The 23,264-nt window shown below is 36.9% G+C and carries 14 protein-coding genes and 1 other RNA gene; 12 read left to right on the plus strand and 3 right to left on the minus strand.

What is annotated here, in order from left to right:
- The first annotated feature begins 38 nt into the window (after positions 1-38).
- The 11 genes from Q0162_RS12260 (at position 39) to Q0162_RS12310 (ending at position 21,066) form a co-directional block, all read left to right on the plus strand.
- Positions 39-1,121, plus strand: a complete 1,083-nt coding sequence (locus tag Q0162_RS12260) for an AMP-binding protein (RefSeq protein WP_297892188.1) — start codon at positions 39-41, stop codon at positions 1,119-1,121.
- Positions 1,122-1,123: 2 nt separating this feature from the next.
- Positions 1,124-2,947: an ABC transporter ATP-binding protein gene (locus Q0162_RS12265; protein ID WP_297892190.1), complete on the plus strand. Its 1,824-nt coding sequence runs from the start codon at positions 1,124-1,126 to the stop codon at positions 2,945-2,947.
- Between the two features lie 251 nt (positions 2,948-3,198).
- Positions 3,199-4,323 (plus strand): DNA polymerase III subunit beta, encoded by a 1,125-nt coding sequence (dnaN, locus tag Q0162_RS12270; RefSeq protein WP_297892192.1) that lies wholly within the window; start codon positions 3,199-3,201, stop codon positions 4,321-4,323.
- A gap of 111 nt (positions 4,324-4,434) precedes the next feature.
- A complete protein-coding gene (locus Q0162_RS12275) occupies positions 4,435-6,525 on the plus strand; it encodes an LTA synthase family protein (protein WP_297892198.1) in 2,091 nt (696 codons plus the stop codon).
- Positions 6,509-7,726 (plus strand): HD domain-containing protein, encoded by a 1,218-nt coding sequence (locus Q0162_RS12280; RefSeq protein WP_297892200.1) that lies wholly within the window; start codon positions 6,509-6,511, stop codon positions 7,724-7,726. Before Q0162_RS12275 ends, Q0162_RS12280 begins: the two co-directional genes overlap by 17 nt.
- Before the next feature lie 160 nt (positions 7,727-7,886).
- Positions 7,887-8,906, plus strand: a complete 1,020-nt coding sequence (gene lpxD / locus Q0162_RS12285; RefSeq protein WP_297892202.1) for a UDP-3-O-(3-hydroxymyristoyl)glucosamine N-acyltransferase — start codon at positions 7,887-7,889, stop codon at positions 8,904-8,906.
- 7 nt (positions 8,907-8,913) lie between these two features.
- Positions 8,914-10,302 (plus strand): bifunctional UDP-3-O-[3-hydroxymyristoyl] N-acetylglucosamine deacetylase/3-hydroxyacyl-ACP dehydratase, encoded by a 1,389-nt coding sequence (locus Q0162_RS12290; protein ID WP_297892205.1) that lies wholly within the window; start codon positions 8,914-8,916, stop codon positions 10,300-10,302.
- Positions 10,303-10,308: 6 nt separating this feature from the next.
- Complete coding sequence (gene lpxA, locus Q0162_RS12295; RefSeq protein WP_096089171.1) at positions 10,309-11,103, plus strand: acyl-ACP--UDP-N-acetylglucosamine O-acyltransferase; 795 nt, start codon at positions 10,309-10,311, stop codon at positions 11,101-11,103.
- A 39-nt stretch (positions 11,104-11,142) separates the two neighbouring features.
- The gene (efp, locus tag Q0162_RS12300) at positions 11,143-11,709 is read left to right on the plus strand and encodes an elongation factor P (protein WP_015782806.1); all 567 of its coding nucleotides are present in this window, start codon (positions 11,143-11,145) and stop codon (positions 11,707-11,709) included.
- A 2-nt stretch (positions 11,710-11,711) separates the two neighbouring features.
- Entirely contained in the window at positions 11,712-12,629 is a 918-nt protein-coding gene (locus Q0162_RS12305) for a UDP-3-O-(3-hydroxymyristoyl)glucosamine N-acyltransferase (RefSeq protein WP_297892212.1), read from the plus strand.
- 319 nt (positions 12,630-12,948) lie between these two features.
- Positions 12,949-21,066 carry a gliding motility-associated C-terminal domain-containing protein gene (locus Q0162_RS12310; protein ID WP_297892215.1) on the plus strand — a complete coding sequence of 2,706 codons (8,118 nt, stop codon included), beginning with the start codon at positions 12,949-12,951 and terminating at the stop codon, positions 21,064-21,066.
- A 67-nt stretch (positions 21,067-21,133) separates the two neighbouring features.
- On the opposite strand, the gene rnpB is transcribed toward Q0162_RS12310, so the two are convergent.
- The 3 genes from rnpB to Q0162_RS12325 all read right to left on the minus strand — a co-directional run bounded on the left by rnpB (position 21,134) and on the right by Q0162_RS12325 (position 22,804).
- Positions 21,134-21,438: RNase P RNA component class A (gene rnpB, locus Q0162_RS12315), an RNA gene on the minus strand.
- A gap of 11 nt (positions 21,439-21,449) precedes the next feature.
- Positions 21,450-21,851, minus strand: coding sequence for a hypothetical protein (locus Q0162_RS12320; protein ID WP_297892219.1), 402 nt, complete (start codon positions 21,849-21,851; stop codon positions 21,450-21,452).
- A gap of 110 nt (positions 21,852-21,961) precedes the next feature.
- Positions 21,962-22,804, minus strand: a complete 843-nt coding sequence (locus Q0162_RS12325; RefSeq protein ID WP_297892222.1) for a transketolase — start codon at positions 22,802-22,804, stop codon at positions 21,962-21,964.
- A 152-nt stretch (positions 22,805-22,956) separates the two neighbouring features.
- Here Q0162_RS12325 and Q0162_RS12330 point away from each other — a divergent pair, with 152 nt between their 5' ends.
- Positions 22,957-23,262: a DUF4834 family protein gene (locus Q0162_RS12330; protein ID WP_297892225.1), complete on the plus strand. Its 306-nt coding sequence runs from the start codon at positions 22,957-22,959 to the stop codon at positions 23,260-23,262.
- The last annotated feature ends 2 nt before the right edge of the window (positions 23,263-23,264 follow it).

Genomic DNA, 23,264 nt, shown 5'->3' on the forward strand with positions numbered 1-23,264 from the left:
TTTTGCAATTGCTATCTAAACTATAATTTTATTTTTATATGGAAGAAATAGACTATAAATTTGTACATAAAGATTTTAGAATCAATGGTTTTCCTATTGATAGAGAACGTTTGATTATTTTGGCTGTAGCCTACGTAAAGGACGGATTGCCTTATCGTAAATCGGTAGGAAGATTCCTATTAGATTGGCTTGACGACAGAGATTATATAGAAGCTACAACTTCAGGCTCTACAGGTGTTCCTAAACAAATTCACCTCAAAAAACAAGGTATGGTAAACTCCGCTTTAGCAACAGGCGAATATCTCAATCTATCTCCTAAAGATCGCGCTTTGTTGTGTTTGCCTACCGATTTTATTGCAGGTAAAATGATGCTTATTCGTGCTATTGTTTTAGGCTTACACATAGATATCATTAGACCTTCCTCTATGCCTCTATCTCTTACTAGTAAAGATTATGACTTCTGTGCAATGATCCCTTTACAAGCTGCAAAATCACTTACCGATTTGCCTCGTGTCAAAAAGGTAATCTTAGGAGGTGCCTCTATAGATGGTGACTTAGAAGCTAAGCTACAGAACATTTCTACTCAAGTATATTCTTCTTATGGGATGACTGAAACTATTTCACATATAGCAATGCGAAAGGTAAATCATACCGAGGAACACGAAACTACTTACAAAGCGATGCCTAATGTCATATTCACACAAGATGATCGTAATTGCTTGGTAATCAATGCTCCTTTGATTGCCGATCACCCCGTCATTACTAATGATATGGTAAAACTCATCTCTCATAGCGAATTCGAATGGTTAGGACGTTTTGATAACATCATCAACTCAGGTGGATTTAAAGTATTCCCAGAAAGTGTGGAGCGAAAAATCAAAAAATATATCAAAGGAGATTATTTTATAACCAAAGAACCTGATGATGAATTAGGACAACGCGCTGTGTTATATGTCCAAGGCGATGAAAAAGATTATCCTACTTTAGCTCACGATATCTATATGGATAAGGATATGCTGAAGTATGAAGTACCTCGCCAAATCTATTTTGTTCCTGAATTTGTATATACTGATAATCAAAAGTTAAGAAGGGACGAAACCGTTAAAAAATACAAAAAATAAGAATGAAACTAAAGAGATTTATCCCTTACGTATTGCCCTATAAACGACAGGCATTTTTGAATGTATTTTTCAATATACTCTATTCGCTTTTCAGTGCCTTGTCGTTTGTTGCATTGATTCCAATGTTAGATGTGCTTTTTGGAAAAACACAATCAATAACCAAAGCTCCTACGTATTCAGGAAATTTGTTGGAATTAGGAAGCTATGGAAAAGCTTATCTAAACTACAAAGTAGGAAGCATTGCAGGAGAAAATACAATTTGGGCATTAGGGATTGTTATTGCTTTAGTAATCTCTCTTTTCTTACTCAAAAATTTGTTTAGCTATTTAGCCTCGTTTTTTATTACGCATTTGAGAAACGGAGTACTGAGAGATTTGCGAGATAACCTCTATAAAAAAATTATAACCCAACCAATAGCGTTTTTCTCAGAACAACGCAAGGGCGATATCATGTCGCGTATGGTAGGCGATGTAAACGAGGTCCAAAACTCAATGCTATCAGCAATAGAAGCTTTTATACGTGAACCTCTTACGATCATATTTTCTATCTTAGTGATGTTAGGGATCAGTATGAAACTCACTCTTTTTACCTTTGTGTTTATCCCCATAGCTGGCGCTGTGATTTCTAAAATAGGAAAATCACTGAAAAAAAACTCTAAAGCAGTACAGCAAGAACAAGGTAGATTCTTATCGTTGATAGAAGAAACTGTAGGAGGATTGCGTATAATCAAAGCTTTCAATGCCGAACAGATATTCTCAAAACGTTTTGGAGAATCGAGTCAAACGTTTAATAGGCTGAGTAACAAGGTAATGAATAGGCAAAACTTAGGATCTCCTATGAGTGAGTTCCTCGGTATTTTAATGATAGCTATTTTGTTGTGGTTTGGAGGTTCTTTAGTGTTGGTAGACAAGACTTTGGAAGGAACGCAGTTCATTGCCTTTATGGGATTGGCTTACAATATTCTCACCCCTGCTAAGGCTATCAGCAAGGCTTCGTACGATATGCGCCGAGGAAATGCTGCCGCTGAACGTATCTTAGAAATACTCGATTACGAGAATCCTATCAAAGAACGAAAAGACGCTGTGGTAATGAAAGATTTTACTACTGCTATCAGTCTGAAAGATATTACATTTGCTTATGCCGAACAGCCCGTGCTTACCAATTTTTCATTAGAAGTACCCAAAGGAAAAACAGTAGCTTTGGTAGGTCAGTCAGGTAGTGGTAAGAGTACTATTGCCAACCTAATCACTCGTTTTTACGATGTAAACGAAGGGGCAATTCTTATCGATGGAGTGGATGTGAAAGATATGCAAACGGCTTCATTGCGCAAGCTCATAGGGGTAGTATCGCAGGACTCTATACTCTTCAATGATACTATAAAGAACAACCTACTAATAGGCAAACCCGATGCTACCGATGAGGAGCTCATAACAGCAGCCAAAATAGCTAATGCCTATGAGTTTATAAACGACTTGCCCGAAGGTTTTGACACTAACATAGGTGATGCAGGCAGCAAGCTCAGTGGAGGTCAAAAACAACGTTTGAGCATTGCCCGTGCCGTACTGAAAAATCCACCTATAATGGTGCTCGACGAAGCAACATCCGCACTCGATACCGAAAGCGAACGTTTGGTGCAGAATGCTTTAGAAAATATGATGAAACACCGTACCTCTATAGTGATAGCACACCGTCTCTCAACCATACAAAATGCCGACTTGATTGTGGTGATGCAAAAAGGACGTATTATAGAACAAGGTACTCATACCGAGCTAATACAAAAAAATGGAATGTACAAACGATTAGTAGAAATGCAAACCATTGAGTAATCAATAAAATTAATTGTATTTCAATTACAACCTGTGTACATTATAACTTTTATCTGTGCCTTAGTTATTCAAAATCTAATAATCAATTTTCCTTGCGTTTCTCCAAGATTCTCCGAGAACTCAAAAAATCATTGATAATTCGCCAGATAAAAAATATCCCAAAATATTTGGTCGTAATAAATATTATTACTACTTTTGCCATTATTACTCCGTAAAGGGGTGTGATTTGTCATTTAAAATAAATAAAAAATATGAAGTTTATAGTATCGAGTTCTTACCTATTGAAAAAGTTACAAGTATTTGGTGGTGTTATTAATAACAACAACACCATGCCTATACTCGATAACTTTTTGTTTGAACTATCTACCAATTCTTTAACTATCTCGGCTTCCGATTTGGAAACCACTGTAAGAGGTACTTTGGAAGTGGAGTCAGACTCTCAAGGAAGTATAGCCGTATCAGCTAAATTATTAATAGATATTCTTAAAACCTTTTCAGAGCAGCCTCTTACCTTTTTGGTAAAAGAAAATAATGTAATAGAAATTAGTTCTACTACAGGTAATTATACTTTAGCTTACTTAGATGGAGAGGAATTCCCTCGCCCTGTAACTTTACCCGAAGCTAGCAAAGTAACAATGTTAGGCGATGTCTTGGCTACAGCTGTACAGAAAACTATTTTCGCAGCAGGAAATGACGATTTGCGTCCTACAATGAGTGGTATTTTGTTCCAATTTAGCGAAAATGGACTTACTTTCGTCGGCACTGACGCTCATAAATTAGTGAAATACGAACGCTTAGACATCAAAGCAAATGATGCTGCCGATTTCATTATGCCTAAAAAACCATTGAACATTCTCAAAGGTATTTTAGCAGGAAGTGAAACTGAAGTAACTGTCGAATACAATGAAAGCAATGCAAAATTCTCTTTTGACGATATGGAGTTTATCTGCCGCCTTATAGATGGTAAATATCCTAACTATGACGCGGTAATCCCTAAAGAAAATCCTAATAAACTAATCTTAAATCGTTCACAATTCTATAGTTCTATCAACCGTTTGTCATTGTTTTCTAACAAAACCACTCACCAAGTACGCTTGAAAGTAGCAGGTTCTAGCTTGGTAATTTCAGCTGAAGATGTGGATTATAGCAATAAAGGTGAAGAGCGCTTCACTTGTAACTATCAGGGAGATGATCTAGAAATAGGCTTCAACTCTAAGTTCTTGAAAGAAATGATCAATAACCTAGACTCTGATGAAATCTTAATAGAAATGTCCTTGCCAAATCGTGCCGGACTCATCACTCCTGTAGATGGTCTTGATGAGGGAGAGAAAGTGTTAATGCTGGCTATGCCTATTATGCTCAATACGAATCAATAAAATAAAAATCTTTTCTATATTAAAGATGAAACGCCTTATGAAGTCTTTTTAAGGCGTTTCTTTTTTTAAAAGGAAATACCAAATACAACGCTAATAACTAAAAAACAATTTATGAAATCCTTTTTAGAAAAAATAAAGCCTTTTGCCTATATAACAGTGCTATATCTTCTCGTATCATTCGTCATGCGAATCATTTTTATGTTACACCCTATTACAACCTCTACATTCTCCGCAGGAAGTGTGGTGAAAATGATTACTATAGGCTTGATATCCGATGTCTTTACTATATTGTTGGCAAGTAGTATTCTGGCTATCTACCTCATTTTTATTGCCAATGTAAAGTATAAAAAACCTTATGGAGGAATCATTTTAGGTATTTTTATTCTCATACTACTCTACATACAATTTTATCCTAATAATATTTTTGCACAATATGGAGGAGTTCTTCCCGAGATTGCCTTAGCTTTCTTTGGATTTAAAGCTTTTTGTTTTGCTCTTCTGCTCTTCTTCCCTAAATATAGAATACAGTTGCGCAATATTCTGTATTTCATAACGTTAGCAATCTATGTATTTGCCATAGTGATGAATGCAGTAAGCGAGTATTTCTTTTGGAATGAATTTGGTATCCGCTACAACTTTATAGCGGTAGATTATCTCATCTATACCAATGAGGTGATAGGGAATATAATGGAAAGCTACCCTGTAGTGCCCTTGTTTTCTGCTGTTTTTGTAGTAGTATTGGCACTTACAACTTTCTTGTTTATAAAAACTAAGAGTATTTTAAAAACGATCCCTACACTGTTAGAAAAAGCAGCATTATTAATAGTCTATTTATTGCTTGCTCTTGTAGGAATGTGGAGTTTGCCACGACTTGATACCATCAGTGCCGAGAATACTTTTGCTCAGGAAATACAAAGTAATGGCGTATATAAGTTTTATTATGCCTTTACCCATAGTGAGTTAGATTTCTTTCAGTTTTATCCTACCTTGCCAGAAAAAGAGGCTGAAAGCATTGTGCTCAAACAACTCAATGCTCCTGCGCTCGAACGCCAGATTGTAGGCGATACTACTGAGGTACACCGCAATGTGCTCCTTATTTCAATAGAGAGTCTTTCGGCAGAATACCTTACAATGTATGGTAATACCGATAACCGTACACCCTTTTTAGATAGTTTAGCTAATAATAGCTTGTTTTTCACTAATTTATATGCTACAGGTAACCGTACAGTGAGAGGTTTAGAAGCCTTAACCCTTTGTATACCACCTACTCCAGGTGAAAGTGTAGTGAAGCGTAAAGACAATAAAGATAAGTTTACCACAGGAAGCGTGTTCAAAAGTAAAGGCTATGATGTGAAATATCTTTATGGAGGCGATAGTTATTTTGATAATATGAAGGATTTCTTTGGCGGTAATGGTTACGATATTATAGATAACAAAAACTTTACTCCTGAAGAAGTAACATTTTCTAATATATGGGGTGTTTGCGATGAAGATATGGCAAACAAAGCTATAAAGGTGATGAATGAACAAGCTAAAGCTGGCAAACCATTCTTCAATCATTGGATGACTGTTAGCAATCACCGTCCATTTACTTATCCTGAAGGTAAAATTGATATTCCTCCTACCGAAAAGAGTAGAGCAGGGGGGGTAAAATATACAGATTATGCGCTCAAACAATTTTTTGAGATGGCAAAACAACAAAAATGGTATAAAAATACTATTTTTGTGATTGTAGCCGACCATTGTGCATCAAGTGCAGGTAGTACCGAACTGCCTTTAGATGGCTATCGCATCCCTTGTTTCATTGTCGCCGATTTTATCACTCCTAAAAAAATAGATGTGATGATGTCGCAAATAGATGTGATGCCTACTGTTTTCGGTTTGTTAAACTTCAATTATACCTCTAAGTTTATAGGACAAGATGTACTAAAAGAAGGCTATCAACCGCGTGCCTATATCGCTACTTATCAAGATTTAGGTTACTTAACCCCCGATAAACTCACGATTATATCACCTTTGAGAAAAACTACTCAATACAGTTTGCACAAAGAAGCTGAACAACCTTCACAAGAGTATCCTTTGTTTTATGAACAAGTAAAAGAAAATAACTTGAACAAAGAACAAGCCGATGCTTGTATTGGTACTTATCAAGCTACTGCCGAGTGGTTAAAAAACAAACAGTACAATGCGGTCAAGAAATAAGCTAAAAATTATCAACGACCCTATTTATGGGTTTATTCATATTCCTAGCACTTTAGTGTTCGATATCATTGAACATCCTTATTTTCAACGACTCAGGCGTATCAATCAAATGGCGCTGTCCTATTTGGTATTTCCAGGAGCTAAACACACCCGCTTTGAACACGTACTTGGCTGTGTGTTCTTGATGCAGAAAACAGTCGAAATGTTGCGCTTTAAAGGTGTCCAAATCTCTGATAAAGAAGCCGAGGGGCTCTATATTGCCATATTGTTACACGATATAGGTCACGGGCCTTTCTCTCACGCTATGGAGCATAGTATAGTCGAGGGCATTTCGCACGAAGAAATCTCACTTCTCTTTATGCAAGAACTTAACAAGGTGTTTAATGGCAAGTTAGAGACGGCTATAGCGATATTTCAAGGTACTTACCCACGTAAGTTTATGCATCAACTTATCTCGGGACAGTTGGATATGGATAGAGCCGATTATCTCAAACGTGACAGTTTCTATACAGGAGTTGCCGAAGGAAATATCAATTCTGAACGCCTTATCTCAATGCTCAATGTCCGTAACGACGAATTAGTAGTCGAAGAAAAAGGTTTGTACTCAGTAGAGAAATTTTTGATAGCTCGCCGCTTGATGTATTGGCAAGTATATCTGCACAAAACTAGCGTTGCAGCCGAGCAGATACTTATCAGGTTGCTCAAACGTGCTAAAGAGCTGGAGCAACAAGGTCAAAAACTTACAATGTCTACAGCTTTAGCTTTCTTTGTGAAAAACAAAATATCCAAAGAGAACTTCTCACAAGAAGTGCTTGAAATGTTTGCACGTTTAGACGATACCGATATCATTTCAGCAATGAAAGAATGGCAGTTCCACCCCGATATAGTTCTTTCTAAACTTAGCAAAATGTTACTCAACCGCGATTTGCCGAAAATAAAAGTCCGCTTAAACGATTTTGAAGAACAGAAGATAAAGAGGCTGCAGAAATTGTCACTTGCTAAAGGAATAGATGAAAAAGATATGAAATACTTTGTCTTTACAGGTGTGATGACTAATAGAGCCTACAACCCCGAAAAAGAAATTATAAAAATACTCACTAAAAACGGTAGAGTAGTAGAGCTTAGTAAAACCTCTGAAGCTATCAACTTAGAACCTCTTTCACAAGTAACCGAACGATACTATATTTGCTATCCAAAATAGGGTGAAAAGCGAGGAGGTAAAATTACCTAATAGAGAAAAAAAATAGTAAAATGAGTGTTATATAAAATAATTTTTATACTTTTGTTGCGAAAAATAACCTTTTTGCAAGGTAAAAATATATAAATATAGCCCTATATCGTTTTGATTATAAACTAATTAAATGAAATTTACAGCATTACAAATAGCCAATGTACTCGGTGGTGAAGTAGAAGGAAATCCCCAAATTGAAGTCTATAAACTTTCAAAAATTGAAGAGGGAAGTGAAGGGAGTATATCTTTTTTGGCAAATCCTAAATACAAACATTTTATCTATACTACTCAAGCATCCATAGTGATTGTAAATAAGGACTTTGAGGCTGAAGATAAAATATCAGCAACCTTAGTGAGAGTGGATGATGCTTATGCAGCTTTTACCAAACTCTTAGAGTTCTACAATCAAGTGAAAATGAATAAAGTAGGAATAGAGCAACCTTCATTTATAGCTTCATCTGCTAAAATAGGACAAAACGTATATATAGGCGCTTTTGTCTACATAGGTGAAAACGTAGTAATAGGCGATAATGTAAAAATCTATCCTAACACTTACATAGGCGATAACTCATCAATAGGAAATAATACTATTATATTTGCAGGATGTAAAATATATTCCGAAACTCTAATAGGTAAAGATTGTATGCTACATAGCGGAGTCGTATTAGGCGCCGATGGATTCGGCTTCCAACCTAATGAAAAAGGAGAGTTCAGCAGAGTCCCACAAATAGGCAATGTAGTCATTGAAGACTCCGTAGATATAGGTGCTGAAACAGCTATCGACCGCGCTACATTAGGATCTACAATTATTCGAAAAGGAGTGAAATTAGACAACCAAATACATATTGCTCATAATGTAGAAATAGGTAAAAATACAGTGATTGCAGCACAAACAGGTATCGCAGGATCTACCAAAGTAGGAGAAAATTGTATGATTGGTGGTCAAGTCGGAATTGTAGGCCATTTAATCATCGGAAATCGCGTCAAAATACAAGCCCAAACTGGCGTAGGTCGAAATTTGAAAGACGACGAAGCTATACAAGGATCCCCTGCTCTAGGACACGCCGAATATAACAAAGCTTACGTCATTTTTAGAAAGTTGCCAAACTTGCTAAAACGCTTAGAAGAATTAGAAAATAAAATAAATTAAATATACTATGGTGAAGCAGAATACTTTATCCAAAGAAATTACCTTAGAAGGTATTGGATTACATACCGGTAAACAAGTGAAAATGGTACTTAAACCAGCGCCAGTAGACAATGGTTTTACCTTTGTGCGTACTGACTTGGAAGGATGCCCCGTAGTAGAAGCTGATGCTACCTATGTATCAAGTACTGAACGTGGCACTGTTTTAGAAAAAAAAGGAGTGAAAATCCAAACTTGTGAACACATCTTAGCTGCACTCGTAGGAATGGATTTGGATAATGTCATTATTGAACTCAACTCTTCAGAACCCCCTATTATGGACGGCTCTTCTAAATACTTCGTAGAAGCTATAGAAAAAGGAGGCATAACCCCTCAAGATGCTGATCGTTACGAATATGTAGTAAAACAAGTCGTTACCTATGTGAATGAAGAAACTGGTAGCGAAATCACCCTAATCCCCTCCGAAGAATACCAAGTAACTACAATGGTAGATTTTGGTACTAAAATATTGGGTACTCAAAACGCTTACCTCAATAAACTTTCTGAATTTAAAACCGAAATAGCCGATGCTCGTACCTTTAGCTTCTTGCACGAACTTGAAGCCTTGCTCGACCACGGTTTGATTAAAGGTGGAGATTTGAACAACGCTATTGTTTATGTAGATAAAGAAATCTCCGATAGTACAATGCAAAAACTCAAAAAGGTTTTCAACAAAGATAATATTTCAGTAAAACCTAATGGAGTGCTTGATAATCTTACTTTGCATTACCCTAACGAAGCTGCTCGCCATAAACTTTTAGATGTCATAGGCGACTTGGCATTAGTAGGAACTCGCATTCGTGGTAAAGTCATCGCTACTAAGCCGGGGCATTTCACTAATACCCAATTTGCTAAAAAACTTTCTAAGATTATAAAAAATGAACGCCGTAACAACGTTCCTTCTATAGATATCAATCAACCTCCCTTGCTCAACACTGTTGATATAATGAAATTGTTACCTCACCGTCCACCATTCTTGTTGGTCGACAAAATCTTCGAACTCTCCGATAAACACGTTGTAGGTTTGAAGAACGTAACAATGAACGAACCTTTCTTCGTTGGGCATTTCCCCGGAGCTCCTGTAATGCCTGGAGTGCTCCAAATTGAAGCAATGGCTCAAACGGGAGGCGTCTTGATACTCAGTACCGTACCCGACCCCGAAAACTACCTCACTTACTTTATGAAAATCGACAATGCGAAGTTCAAAGTACAAGTGGTACCAGGGGATACCCTTATATTTAAATTAGAATTGCTAACCCCTATTCGCCGTGGTATCTGCCACATGCAAGCCTATGCTTATGTAAATGGCAAGTTAGCTACCGAAGCTGAGCTAATGGCTCAAATTGTTAAAGTAAAATAAAAGTATATGATTCAACCTTTGGCTTATGTCCATCCCGACGCCAAAATTGCTAAGAATGTAGTGATTGAACCTTTTACTACTATCAGTAAAAATGTAGAAATAGGTGAAGGCACTTGGATAGGACCTAACGTAACCATTATGGAGGGCGCACGCATCGGGAAAAATTGTAAAATTTTCCCTGGAGCTGTAATTTCAGCCATTCCACAAGACCTCAAGTATAAAGGTGAAGAAACCACTACTCACATAGGCGATAATACTACTATTAGAGAGTGTGTAACTATCAACAAAGGTACTGTAGATCGTATGAGAACGGTAGTTGGTAATAACTGCCTAATAATGGCTTACTCTCATATCGCTCACGATTGCATTGTTGGGGATAATTGTATTTTCTCTAACGGGACTACTCTTGCAGGGCACGTAACTGTTGGTAATTGTGCTGTGATGGCTGGTATGACAGCTGTCTATCAGTTCTGTTCTATCGGGAGTTATGCCTTTGTAACTGGCGGTTCTCTTGTAGGCAAAGATGTTCCTCCTTATGTGAAGGCTGCTCGAAACCCTCTCTCTTATGTAGGGGTAAACTCTATAGGCTTACATCGTCGCGGATTTTCTACCGAGAAAATACGTGAGATACAAGATATCTACCGCATACTTTTCCAGAAAAAACTCAGTACATCTCACGCTTTGGAATATATAGAAGCCGAAATGGAAGCTACTGTGGAACGTGATGAAATTTTGCAATTTGTCCGTCGTTCACAACATGGTATTATGAAAGGCTATCACGGTGAATTAATAAAAGATTAAGAACTTAAAACTAAAAACAAATAACTTAAAATACAATAAATGGCAACAACCGCAGACATTAAAAAAGGATTGTGCATTCGCTTCAATCATGATATCTACAAAATTATTGAATTTCTACACGTAAAACCAGGTAAAGGCCCTGCTTTTGTGCGTACCAAATTGAAAAGTGTTACCACAGGTAAAATCCTCGACAACACTTTCTCTGCTGGTCACAAAATTGAAGATGTACGCGTAGAAACTCGCTCTTTCCAATATCTATATGCTGAAGGTGATGAGTTCGTTTTTATGAATAACGACGACTTCAACCAAGTACACATCCGTAAAGATATGCTCGATTATCCTGATTTGCTTAAAGAAGGCGAAACAGTGATGGTTATCTTCAATGCCGAAGACGAGACTCCTCTTTCTGTAGAAATGCCTGCCAATGTTATTCTTACTGTTACACATGTAGAACCTGGTGTTAAAGGTAATACAGCTACCAATGCTACCAAACCTGCTACTGTAGAAACAGGAGCTACTGTGAATGTACCTCTTTTCATCAACGAAGGTGACCGCATTAAAGTAGAAACTGAAAAAGGTACTTACGTCGAAAGAATGAAAGACTAATTATGCGTTTTCCACAACCTTATACTCTTGAACAAATAGCGACTATTATCAATGCGAAATACGTCGGAGCGAGTGATTTTCCAGTACTTGGGATGAATGAAATTCACGTCGTACAAGCTGGTGATATAGTATTTGTAGATCATCCTAAGTATTACGAAAAAGCTTTGCACTCTAAGGCTACCATTGTACTGATTAATAAAGAAGTAGAATGTCCTGAAGGGAAAGCTCTTTTAATCTCAGATGACCCTTTTCGTGATTTCAATAAACTCACCGACTTTTTTAAACCTTTCCAAAAAGCAACAAATCTCATCGCTCCTTCAGCTCGCATTGGCGAAAATACAATAATACAACCAGGTGCTTTTGTAGGTAATAATGTGGTAATAGGTAATAATTGTTGCATCCATTCTAATGTCACTATATATGATGACTGTATCATAGGTGATAATGTAACTATTCACGCAGGTACAGTACTTGGAGCTGATGCTTTCTACTATAAAAAACGCCCTAATGGATTTGATAAACTCAAATCAGCAGGACGTGTAGTAATAGAAGATAATGTCGATCTAGGCGCCCTTTGCACTATCGATAGGGGCGTAACTGCCGATACAACAATCAAAAAAGGAACAAAAATCGACAACCAAGTACATATAGGTCATGATACAGTAGTAGGAGAGAAGTGCCTCATTGCTTCACAAACAGGCATTGCAGGTTGTGTAGTGATAGAAAACGAAGTAACCATTTGGGGACAAGTAGGTATAATTAGTGGTATTACAATAGGTGAAAAATCAGTGATTTTAGCCCAAAGCGGTATTTCTAAGTCCCTAGAAGGAGGACAATCCTACTTCGGATCTCCCGCAGGAGAAGCTCGCGAAAAATACAAAGAAATAAGCGCAATTAAACAACTTATAAACTATAAGTAGTTTATAATAAATAATTTAATAAAAAGAACTATCCTAAATAGAATAGTTCTTTTTTTTATTATTATTACTTATAAATACAGTGCTTTGTTAAAAATATGTTAATTGGTAGAATACTTTTGGAAACTCATGAAGAATATCTAATTTTGCGCCCAATTTGAAATATGAGAATGTGAATTTACTTCAATAAATGTTTTTAAATTATAATTTTTTTTGATTTTATAATCAGAAAAATAATCAAAATAAAAGGTAATGGAATATTTTATACACTACCTTTGCGCCCCTTTTTTAATAATGCCTATATAGATAAAAAAAGTATTATATGATTAAGAATATGCAAAATGTATTTTTTAAATTTTTGCTCTGTACTTTACTCTTTAGTTCTTTAAGTAAAGTTACAGCTCAAACAACTATGCTTTCACACGTGATAGCTGAAGACCCTGTGAGCTTTGCAAATAGAAACTTTGAGGCAGGTACTCTTACCGTAACAATCTCCTCTTTACCTGCTTCGTCTGCAAATGTGAAAATCACTCTCCCTACAGGTATAGAGTATATAGATAATTCTCTTCAGAAATCAAGTGGAGCTGCTACTATATCTCACGTAGCTTCTTCTCGAGCCAATGCTCCTGTATTCAATGTTTCAGGGGCTGCCCCTATTACTTTTACTATTAAAAGAAAAGTAACTAAAAGTGCATTGAATAGCCTACAAACCACAGGCACTATTTTTAAAGATAAAGTGCTAGTAACTTCAGCTTCACTTACTGATCAAAAAGAATCTAATACTTATGCTTTGCCAATACCTAATATAGTTGTACAGCTTTCTGAACCTACTCATAATAACGCTTCAGGAACAAGTATAAAAACTTTCAATCTTAGAAATACGGGGAATGGTACAGTAAAAGATATTTACTTTTCAGTGAAATATCCAATAGGAGTTACTGGTAGTGAATTTACTTATAACGGTACAACCCTTACTCCTATAGGTACAGTTACAGGAATAGGTAATAACGTAGGAACTTCATTGTATAAAGTGAGTAATACAAATGGATTTAAACTAAACGACGAAATTACTATCACCGAAAAATATACCGTTACAGGTTGTCAAGTCAACCGTCAAATAGAGTATGAAGCTTATTGGGGCGAGAGTACTACACAACTCTATCAAGTACGCGATGCCGCTAGAACTATCAATATACAAACAGGAACTCCTAATATTGTATTAGATACTGATAGTAATAATACTTACTTTGAATGGCAAGATGGTATCTGTGGTAATACTTTAGGAACATTCACTGTTCAATACATAAATAAAGGAGGAGGTAATGCAACTGCTTATGACTTGCAGATGAATATCATTCCTTATGTAACTTGGAAAGGATTTAAACCTCATAAACCAACTAATTTTCGTATTGTAGCTGCTGATGGTACTGAAATCCCTATCAATTCAATGACTCCTAATGGTAATGAGCTAGAAACAAGAAAAATACCTTTTAAAGATTTAACTGAATTGGCTAATACTACTTTAGGTACTAAAGATATAGGACTTAAAGATATAGATGGTGATGGATTCAGTGATGACTTCCCTATCAATGCTAAATTTAAAATACGCTTTGATATGGTGAGAAATCAACCTATTACTTGTTTACAACAAGACGACAAAGCTTTTAGCGTATCTCCTCATAGTAGCTTTATATATAAGGATGCTTGTGGAACTGAAAAAGAATCTGAAGTTCATGGAATTACAAATTATACTTTCACTCGTTTGATCTTATCTGTTGTTGATGCTGCTAAATTCCCTGTAGAATTACCTCAGAATACCCCAAGATTTGGATATCTTATCTTTGGTAACCATACTTATATAGCTATGGAAAGATTAAAAGGTCAAGCAGGTACAGATAATGATAAACGTTTTAAATATGAAATAAAACTTCCTGCAGGAGTAGCTATGCAAAATGTGAAGTTTTATAAAGGAAATGATTATGGGGCCGCTACTACTGTCCCTGAAAACCTACCTAATGTAACTCCAGGGGGTATATTCTCTTATACTACTCCAAGTGCAGATAAAGGCTATGTTACTTTTGAATTAGTGCTCTCAACACCTTGTGTATCAGGAGATATAGAAATAGAATATACTATTGCTCATTTAGATAAAAATGGGAATGGATCTTACTGCGAATTACCTTTGTTATGCAACAAATACAAAGTTAAAGCCATTTGTCCAGATTCATGTGCTACCAATGGACCTAGAATGCTTAGTACAAAAACAGAACGTGCTGATAATTCGTATGGTTGGACAGACTATACAATGAACACTCGCGTGACCCGTTCTCAGGTTTCAGAAACAGAACGCCAACGAGCTCTATACCTCGATGATATAGAAGTATCTGCTGAAGGACAACAAGGAAATGCCTCTGCTAATAACCTTTTCTATTACGCAAGAGTAATTAAAGAAGCAAATTTGCTGCCTAAAAAAATAGTACTAAAAGTAGGTACTAATCCTGAAATAACACTACAAGCCAGTACTCCAGGGGTACTTACCCAAGGTTCTGATCCTAGTGGAAACTTTTTCCGTTGGAATCTATCTTCAGCATTACCTTCTGGAAGTATAAATCCTAATGAAAAGTTTACAGTAATAGCTACTTATCAGGTGAATAATAGCAATAGCAATAATAATAGAAATCGTGTGTATGATATTCAATCTGCAGATGAATCTTTCTTCTATACGCTTGCTAATGCTAATGATACTAATGTTAATACTGAGGGATATCATACAAACGAAATCCATTGTGGAGCTAAACAAACTCCTATCTTCTATATAGCAGAAACCTATACCCTTATAGGTACTAATCCCTATAATGTAAAAGCATGCGACATCGCTAATATAGGGCATAACCAAGCTTATCTTGCAAGACGTTTTAATACTTCAGGTAACTATTTTATGGACGAATTCCGCCCTGCTCGACTTATAAAAACAGTCAAATTTAAAATTCCATCATCTTATAATATAGTAAAAGATGTAGAATATGAATACCGAAGAAAATATACTTCTTGGGCTTCTGATGCCGATCAAGTAAAAATACCTTTGGCAAACTTTACTATTACTGATGATGGAACTTATAAAACCTATACCTATGTAAACCCTCCTAAAGGATCTCCAGGGTACCTGTACCCAGGTGAACTCTCCGTAGAAAATGCTTATGAAGCAACCTTGAGAACATTTGTACAAGCTACTTGTGACTCAAAAATATTCGTCACCAAAACACAAGCAGGAGTAGAAAACCAATTAGTATTTACTGATATAGAATTTGAAGATTTTTATTACCATTATGCAGCAAATACAGGAAATAAAATAGCAGCTGAATCTCATAACGAACCTATAAGATACTCTGAAAAACCTGCTATTAACCTTCTTACAGAAACTCCTCAAAACATTACAGCAAACAAAAAAATACAAACTGTAGATTTCAATATTACTAACACTAGCGTATCAGATGCTCCATATGGATGGATTTCAATCCCTGATGTAACAGGTGTAAATGTTTTGAGCCTTGTAGAACTTGATAACTCTGGCAATGCCGTAAGAACTTTTACCGCTCAAAATATTTCAGGAGAAAAAATGTTTTTCTTAAGTGATGCTAGTAATAATGGTATAATTGTCAAAAATACAATTAAAAAATATCGTTTGGAATACCAAATAACCAATTGTACTAATAACAATTTATCTTTTGATGTATATGCTGGTTGGAATTGTAATGGTAATCCTACACAAGGATATATCAAAACTTGCCACGACCAAAAAATCACATACAATGTGAAGATTGCTAAAACATTAAAACAAATCAAACCTAGCATTAATAACCCTGGTGAAAATAATCCTGATAAAATAGGCAACCTACAAATGTGCCAAAAAACAAAATATGAATATACTATCAATAGTGGTGACGAAGGCGATCTCTTCGATACTAAATTAGTAGTAATTCAAGAACCTGGCCTTACTATATCAGACGTGGAAGTGGAATACCCTCTAGGTAGTGGCGTTAAATATTCCCAAACTTCTACACCTGCTATCAGTGTAGCTCAAGTAGGTAATAAAGTTACTTATGATATTACTGCCATCTTACCCAATGGTACCCTCCCAGGATCTATTTCTCAACCTTCTGATGTAACTAAACGCAACTTGAAATTGAGCTTTAATGTACAACCCGATTGCGAATTTACAGCAGGATCTTCTTTCGATATAGATGTAGAAGGTAATAACTTATGTGGTGACCCCTCAGAAGGTGATAAAAATAAAGTAATTATTGCTGGTATTGCTGGAGTGAGTATTAATAAGTATAAAGTTAATAACTCTATTGTTAGTCAAGGTGGTAATGCCAATGCTTGCGCTTCATCCTATGCCGTTTTTAAAGGTAAACACGAAATAATCGATATTTCCCCTAGCGGAAACTTTGAAACAGGAACTAATGGGTTGATAATCATTCGAATTCCTAAAGGATTTGAATATGTCGTAGGTTCCTTTACGCCACTTCATAAAAGTGCTAACTATTTTGCAAATCCCTCACTGGTCGTACCTGCTACAAAACCAATAGGAAATGATGAAACTGAACTCAGTATCAAAATACCTTCTGGTATGAAAGGTAATGATTACATCGAATATACTATTCAAGTAAAACAAAAAGCTAATACTCCTCTAACAAATTGTAGCGATATAAGAAAATTACAATATTATACTACTGACAAAGTAGATGGTATTGCTTGCCCCTATGGCCCTTCAAACCCTTGCCCTTCTATTACTGTAGAAACTACAGCACGTAGAGGTGAAGTACTAATACCTTTAGAAAGAGCTGATTTGAATATTAAAAATGTACTACTCACTTCCGTTGCCGAAAATAATAAAGAAAAAGTTACAATTCAATACTCCATCGAAAACGCCTCAACTGCTACGATGACTTATTCTGGCAACCTAAAAGTAAGTTTGTATAATGACACTAATAACAACGGAATTATAGAGGAAACAACTGATAATAAAATACAAGATTTTTCTATCAATGGTTTGACCTTAGCTCCAGGAGCTACCTCTACACAAACAGAAACCTTGTTACTCAATCAAAACCAGCTATGCCGTTTGTATTTGTCTATCCGAAATACATTCAACCCTTGTTTATGTGATAATAGAGTTGTAAAAGCAAACGCTCCTAATACTATCTCTGGTTTAGTAACTACTGTAACAGCTTGTGAAATAGGTAAAACAGAAATAACTTACAGTTCACAAGCTCCAGAATACGAAAGTTATACTTGGGAAGCTATAACCTCAGGTGCTCTGGCTTACTTATCAGCAACTAATATCAAAAATCCTGTGTTTGAATATACAAGAACTGATATTACTGCTCTCCAAACTATTACTTATTTATTGAAAGTAAAGAGAACCAATGCTTGTGAAGCTACCCAAACTGTAACAGTGATTGTTACACCTGCTCCTAATGCACCAGTAGTTACTCCACAACAATTCTGTGCCCCTGCTACAGTGTTAGACTTGAAATTGAGAATCAATCCATTAGCTGCTAACTCAGTGAGAGTTTACAACAGAGGAACTCTACTATCAGATACAGCCTTCTTGCAATCAGGAATTTATAAAGTGAGTTTATTACAATCTTCAGGTTGTGAAACCGAAAAAACTGATGTAACTATAAGTGTTACCGTATGTAATGTAGTAGCTAAAGATGATCTTTATAAAGTGTTTGATCCTGTTACTACAGCAACCATTACAGGTAATATACTAAACAATGATAAAGTAGGAGGAGTAACTGCTACTACTGCTAACGTAGATATTAGTAATATCTCATTAGCAGGAAGTGGTGTAGTGCCTATAGTAAAACCTAATGGTGATGTAGAAGTACCTGCCAATACCCCTATAGGTCAGTATCAAATTACATATAGAATGTGCGCTAAAGGTAGTTCAGTAGATTGTGCTACTGCTACAGTTACTGTGATTGTAGCTCCTAAACTCCAAGCTAAAAATGACGATTTAGGTACTTTGGGAGGTCTTGTTGGAGGTACCACTACTAAATCAGTATTCGATAATGATTTGAGAGGTACAACACCTATCAATCCTTCTGATGTGAACCTTACTTGGGGGACTCCTCCGTCAGGTATTACAACCAATAACGATGGTACACTTACTGTAGAACCTAACACACCTGCGGGTACTTATACCGTTAGCTATACAATTTGCGAAAAAGCAAATCCTACAAATTGTAGTACAGCTACAGCTACTGTAAAAGTAATTACACTTGATGCTGTGAATGATGGCACCAAAGTATTGCCTAAAACAGGTGGTAATATTACCGTATTAAATAATGATATTTATGGTGCACCTACTGGAGTAACTTCAGTAACTACAGCCAATGTAAGTCTTACCATTACTTATAACGGTGGTATTTCAGGATTGACAGTAAATAGTGATGGAACACTTAATGTTCCTGCTTCTACTCCTGCAGGTACTTATAATAATGTAGAATACCGAATTTGTACACTCACTACCCCTGTAGTTTGTGATACAGCAACCCTTACTATAGTAAAACAACCTGAAATCATTGCTAATGATGATGTTTTCTCAGGAGTAGTAAGTACAACTAATATTACGGTAGGTAATGTGTTGAACAACCCTCCATCAGGTTCTGATACTCTCAATGGTAACCAAGCAACAACTGCTAATGTAGCGATTGCAGTAGTAACTCCTGCGGTAGGAACTGTAGTTCCTTATCTTACCCCTGCAACCGGTAATGTAGTGATACCTACAGGAACTCCAACGGGTACTTACACAATTACTTATCGCATTTGTGAAAAAGACCAAACAGGAACTCCTACAACCAACTGCGATACAGCTACCGTTACAGTAAATGTAACATCACCAATTGTAACACCAACACCTACTGTTCACGCAGAACCTGATACCTTTACATATTCAGGAACAGCAACTCAAACTGTAGGTAATGTATTGACAAACGATACTGTTAGCGGAACGACTTCGGCTACGACTTCTAATGTAACGATTAGTCAAGTAAGTACGCCAACAGGTGCTGTAGTACCACGTATTGATACAACTAATGGTAATGTAATTGTACCAAACAATACCCCAGCAGGTATTTATACAATTACCTATCAAATCTGTACCGTAGCAACGCCAACAGCTTGTGCAACAGCAACTGTACAAGTAACAGTACCAGCAGCAACGCCAACACCTACCGTTCAAGCAACTCCTGATACCTTTACATATTCAGGAACAGCAACGCAAACCGTAGGAAATGTATTGACAAACGATACCGTTAGCGGAACCACATCGGCTACGACTTCTAATGTAACGATTAGCCAAGTAAGTACGCCAACAGGTGCTGTAGTACCACGTATTGATACAACCAATGGTGATGTAATTGTACCAAACAATACCCCAGCAGGTATTTATACAATCACTTATCAAATCTGTACTGTAGCAACGCCAACGGCTTGTGCAACAACTACCGTACAAATAACCGTACCGGCAGTAACGCCAACGCCTACCGTTCACGCAACTCCTGATACCTTTACATATTCAGGAACAGCAACTCAAACTGTAGGTAATGTATTGACAAACGATACTGTTAGCGGAACGACTTCGGCTACAACTTCTAATGTAACGATTAGCCAAGTAAGTACGCCAACAGGTGCTGTAGTACCACGTATTGATACAACCAATGGTGATGTAATTGTACCAAATAATACCCCAGCAGGTATTTATACAATAACTTATCAAATCTGTACTGTAGCAACGCCAACGGCTTGTGCAACAGCTACTGTACAAGTAACCGTACCGGCAGCAACGCCAACGCCTACTATAGCTCCTATAGCAGTAGACGATCGCGCTACTACTCCACTCAATACGCCAATAGTAGTGAATGTGCTTGCTAACGATACTTTAAATGGTGCCACAACACCTAATGTAGTAGCAAACCCAGCCAATGGTACTGTGATAGTGAACCTCAATGGTTCTATCGAATATCGCCCTAATACTGGCTTTACAGGTACAGATACTTTTGTATATGAATTGTGTAATCCACAAGGCAATTGCGATAGCGCTACTGTTACAATAGAAGTAGTTAATACTATTATACCATACAATGGTATGTCGGTAGATGGTGATGGTAAGAACGATCATTTCCACATCGGAGGTATAGAAAGCTATCCTAACAATGTAGTGCGTATCTACAACCGTTGGGGCGTGAAAGTCTTCGAGACTGAAGGCTATGACAACGTTACCCGCGTGTTCAGAGGTATTTCTAACGGACGTGTAACTGTAAATGCTCCTGAAAAATTACCTCAAGGAACTTACTATTATGTAATTGAATATTACGACCACAATAACTACAAAGAATCTAAAGTAGGTTGGTTGTATATTAAGAAATAAGAAGTATAGATAAATGAAAAAGGGCTGTCTCCCACACGGGAGATAGCCCTTTTCTTTTAGACCATAAAAAAAGAGCAAATCATAAGCCGGATTCTGTACTTATCATTGCTGATAAGTGCTTATCATTTATCTCGGTTAATGATTGCTCATTAGCTCTAACCGCCTACCCTCCAACATCGGGCGAGCAACCCTCAAACGCTGGTTTACGCGGCGTTGCACCTCATAGAGTTTACCTGATTTCACTATGGCATTACCCATACATTCTTTCTGTTGCACTTGTCCTCGCCTCGCGGCGGACGGGTGTTACCCGCTATGATGCTCTGTGGTGTCCAGACTTTCCTCTACTTTCGTAGCGATAAGCTGATTTGCTCTTTTTATAATTCTTAATTTAACCCCATATAATTAATATGTGGTTTTTCGTAAGGCTTTAACTCGCTTGGATTAAGTGTATTAAAGTTTAACAATAGGTTGTTTTCCTTTTCTTCATCAAAAAGTAAATCGTAGAGATAATGATGAACAAAGATATACCATTTTTTATTAGGATTTACTACTGCAAAACCAGCGACATCGTTGCCTTTGTCAAGATAGAAATACTCCCATTGATAGAAATTCATTACTGCATTAGCAAATAATTCTCCTAAACCATAAGCTAAATCTACCTTGTCGTATGCTAAGGTATCGGCAGTAACTTTTTGCTCTTTATAAGCATCAATAAAATGCCTCAAAGAAGTAGCAACTTCTTTAGGATTGCTTTCATCACAAGCAAAATTGTTCTCTTTTAGCAAGTCAATAGCTTTTTTTTCAAAGCTAAAAGCTCTTCCTTTTCTTCACTATCAGCCAATCTTTCTGTAATTTCAGCCATAAATATCAATTTTCTAATTTGCTAGTCTGCTAATTAATAATCGCCCAACGTTTCAGGGTTCTGTGCTAAACCTTTAGCCAATTGCTCGTCATTAGGAGCTTTGCCGTGCCAAGCGTGAGTGCCCATCATAAAATCTACGCCATTACCCATTTCGCTGTGGAGCAAGATACACACGGGTTTACCTTTGCCGGTTAAGGATTTGGCATCTGCCAATCCTTTTAAGATAGAAGTAATATCGTTGCCTTTTTCAATATCGATTACTTGCCAACCAAAGGCTTCCCATTTAGCGCGAAGGTTACCTAAAGGCATTACAGCATCAGTAGGACCGTCAATCTGTTTGTGGTTGTAATCAACTGTAGCGATGAGGTTGTCTACCCCTTTACCGCCTGCGTACATTGCTGCTTCCCATATTTGTCCTTCTTGTAGTTCGCCATCGCCGTGAAGGGTATATACAAGGTGCTTGTCGCCGTTGAGCTTTTTAGCAAGAGCTGCCCCAATGGCTACCGAAAGTCCTTGTCCTAAGGAGCCTGAAGCCACGCGTATTCCCTCTAAACCTTCGTGAGGGGTAGGGTGACCTTGCAAACGAGAGTTGAGTAAGCGAAAAGTATTCAGTTCACTTAGGGGGAAGAATCCACGGCGGGCTAATACGCTGTAGAACACGGGAGATATATGTCCGTTAGAGAGGAAAAATAAATCCTCGTCTTTGCCATCCATTGTAAAAGGAAGTTTTATGTCCATTACTTCGTTGTAGAGGCAAACGAGAAATTCGGCGCAGCCCAAAGAACCTCCTGGGTGTCCTGAATTTACTTTGTGAACCATTCTGAGGATATCTCTGCGCACTTGCGTCGTAAGGTCGGTAAGTTGTTGGATATTCATTGTATTTCTTTGTTTTATAATTTGATTTGGCAAAGATAGAAAATAATTAATAACTAACAATGAATAATAAGCAAAAAAATACAGCCATTTACAAATTTGTTAATTTGCTAATTTATTCCTACCTTTGCCGCAATAAAACTAAAAATAAAACAATGGCAGAAGCTTCTTTTACAGGATTTGTACAAACTGTTCTTATTATAATATTAGTCTTTTTAGGACTGAAAATCCTCCTGCGCGCTTTTGCTCCTTCTATAATGCGCTTTTTCCTCACCCGAATGAGCCAGAGAATGCAAAAGGAATTTGAACGCGCTCAAAATCAATACCAACAAAATGCTTACCAGCAAAATCGCTCTCAGCGACAAGCTGGAGAACAAACAATTATCAATAATAATCCTCATTCTAAAAACCCTCAAGCTACCAAGCAAGTAGGCGAATATATCGATTACGAAGAAATTTAATT

The sequence above is a fragment of the uncultured Capnocytophaga sp. genome (assembly GCF_937936315.1).
GTDB lineage: Bacteria > Bacteroidota > Bacteroidia > Flavobacteriales > Flavobacteriaceae > Capnocytophaga.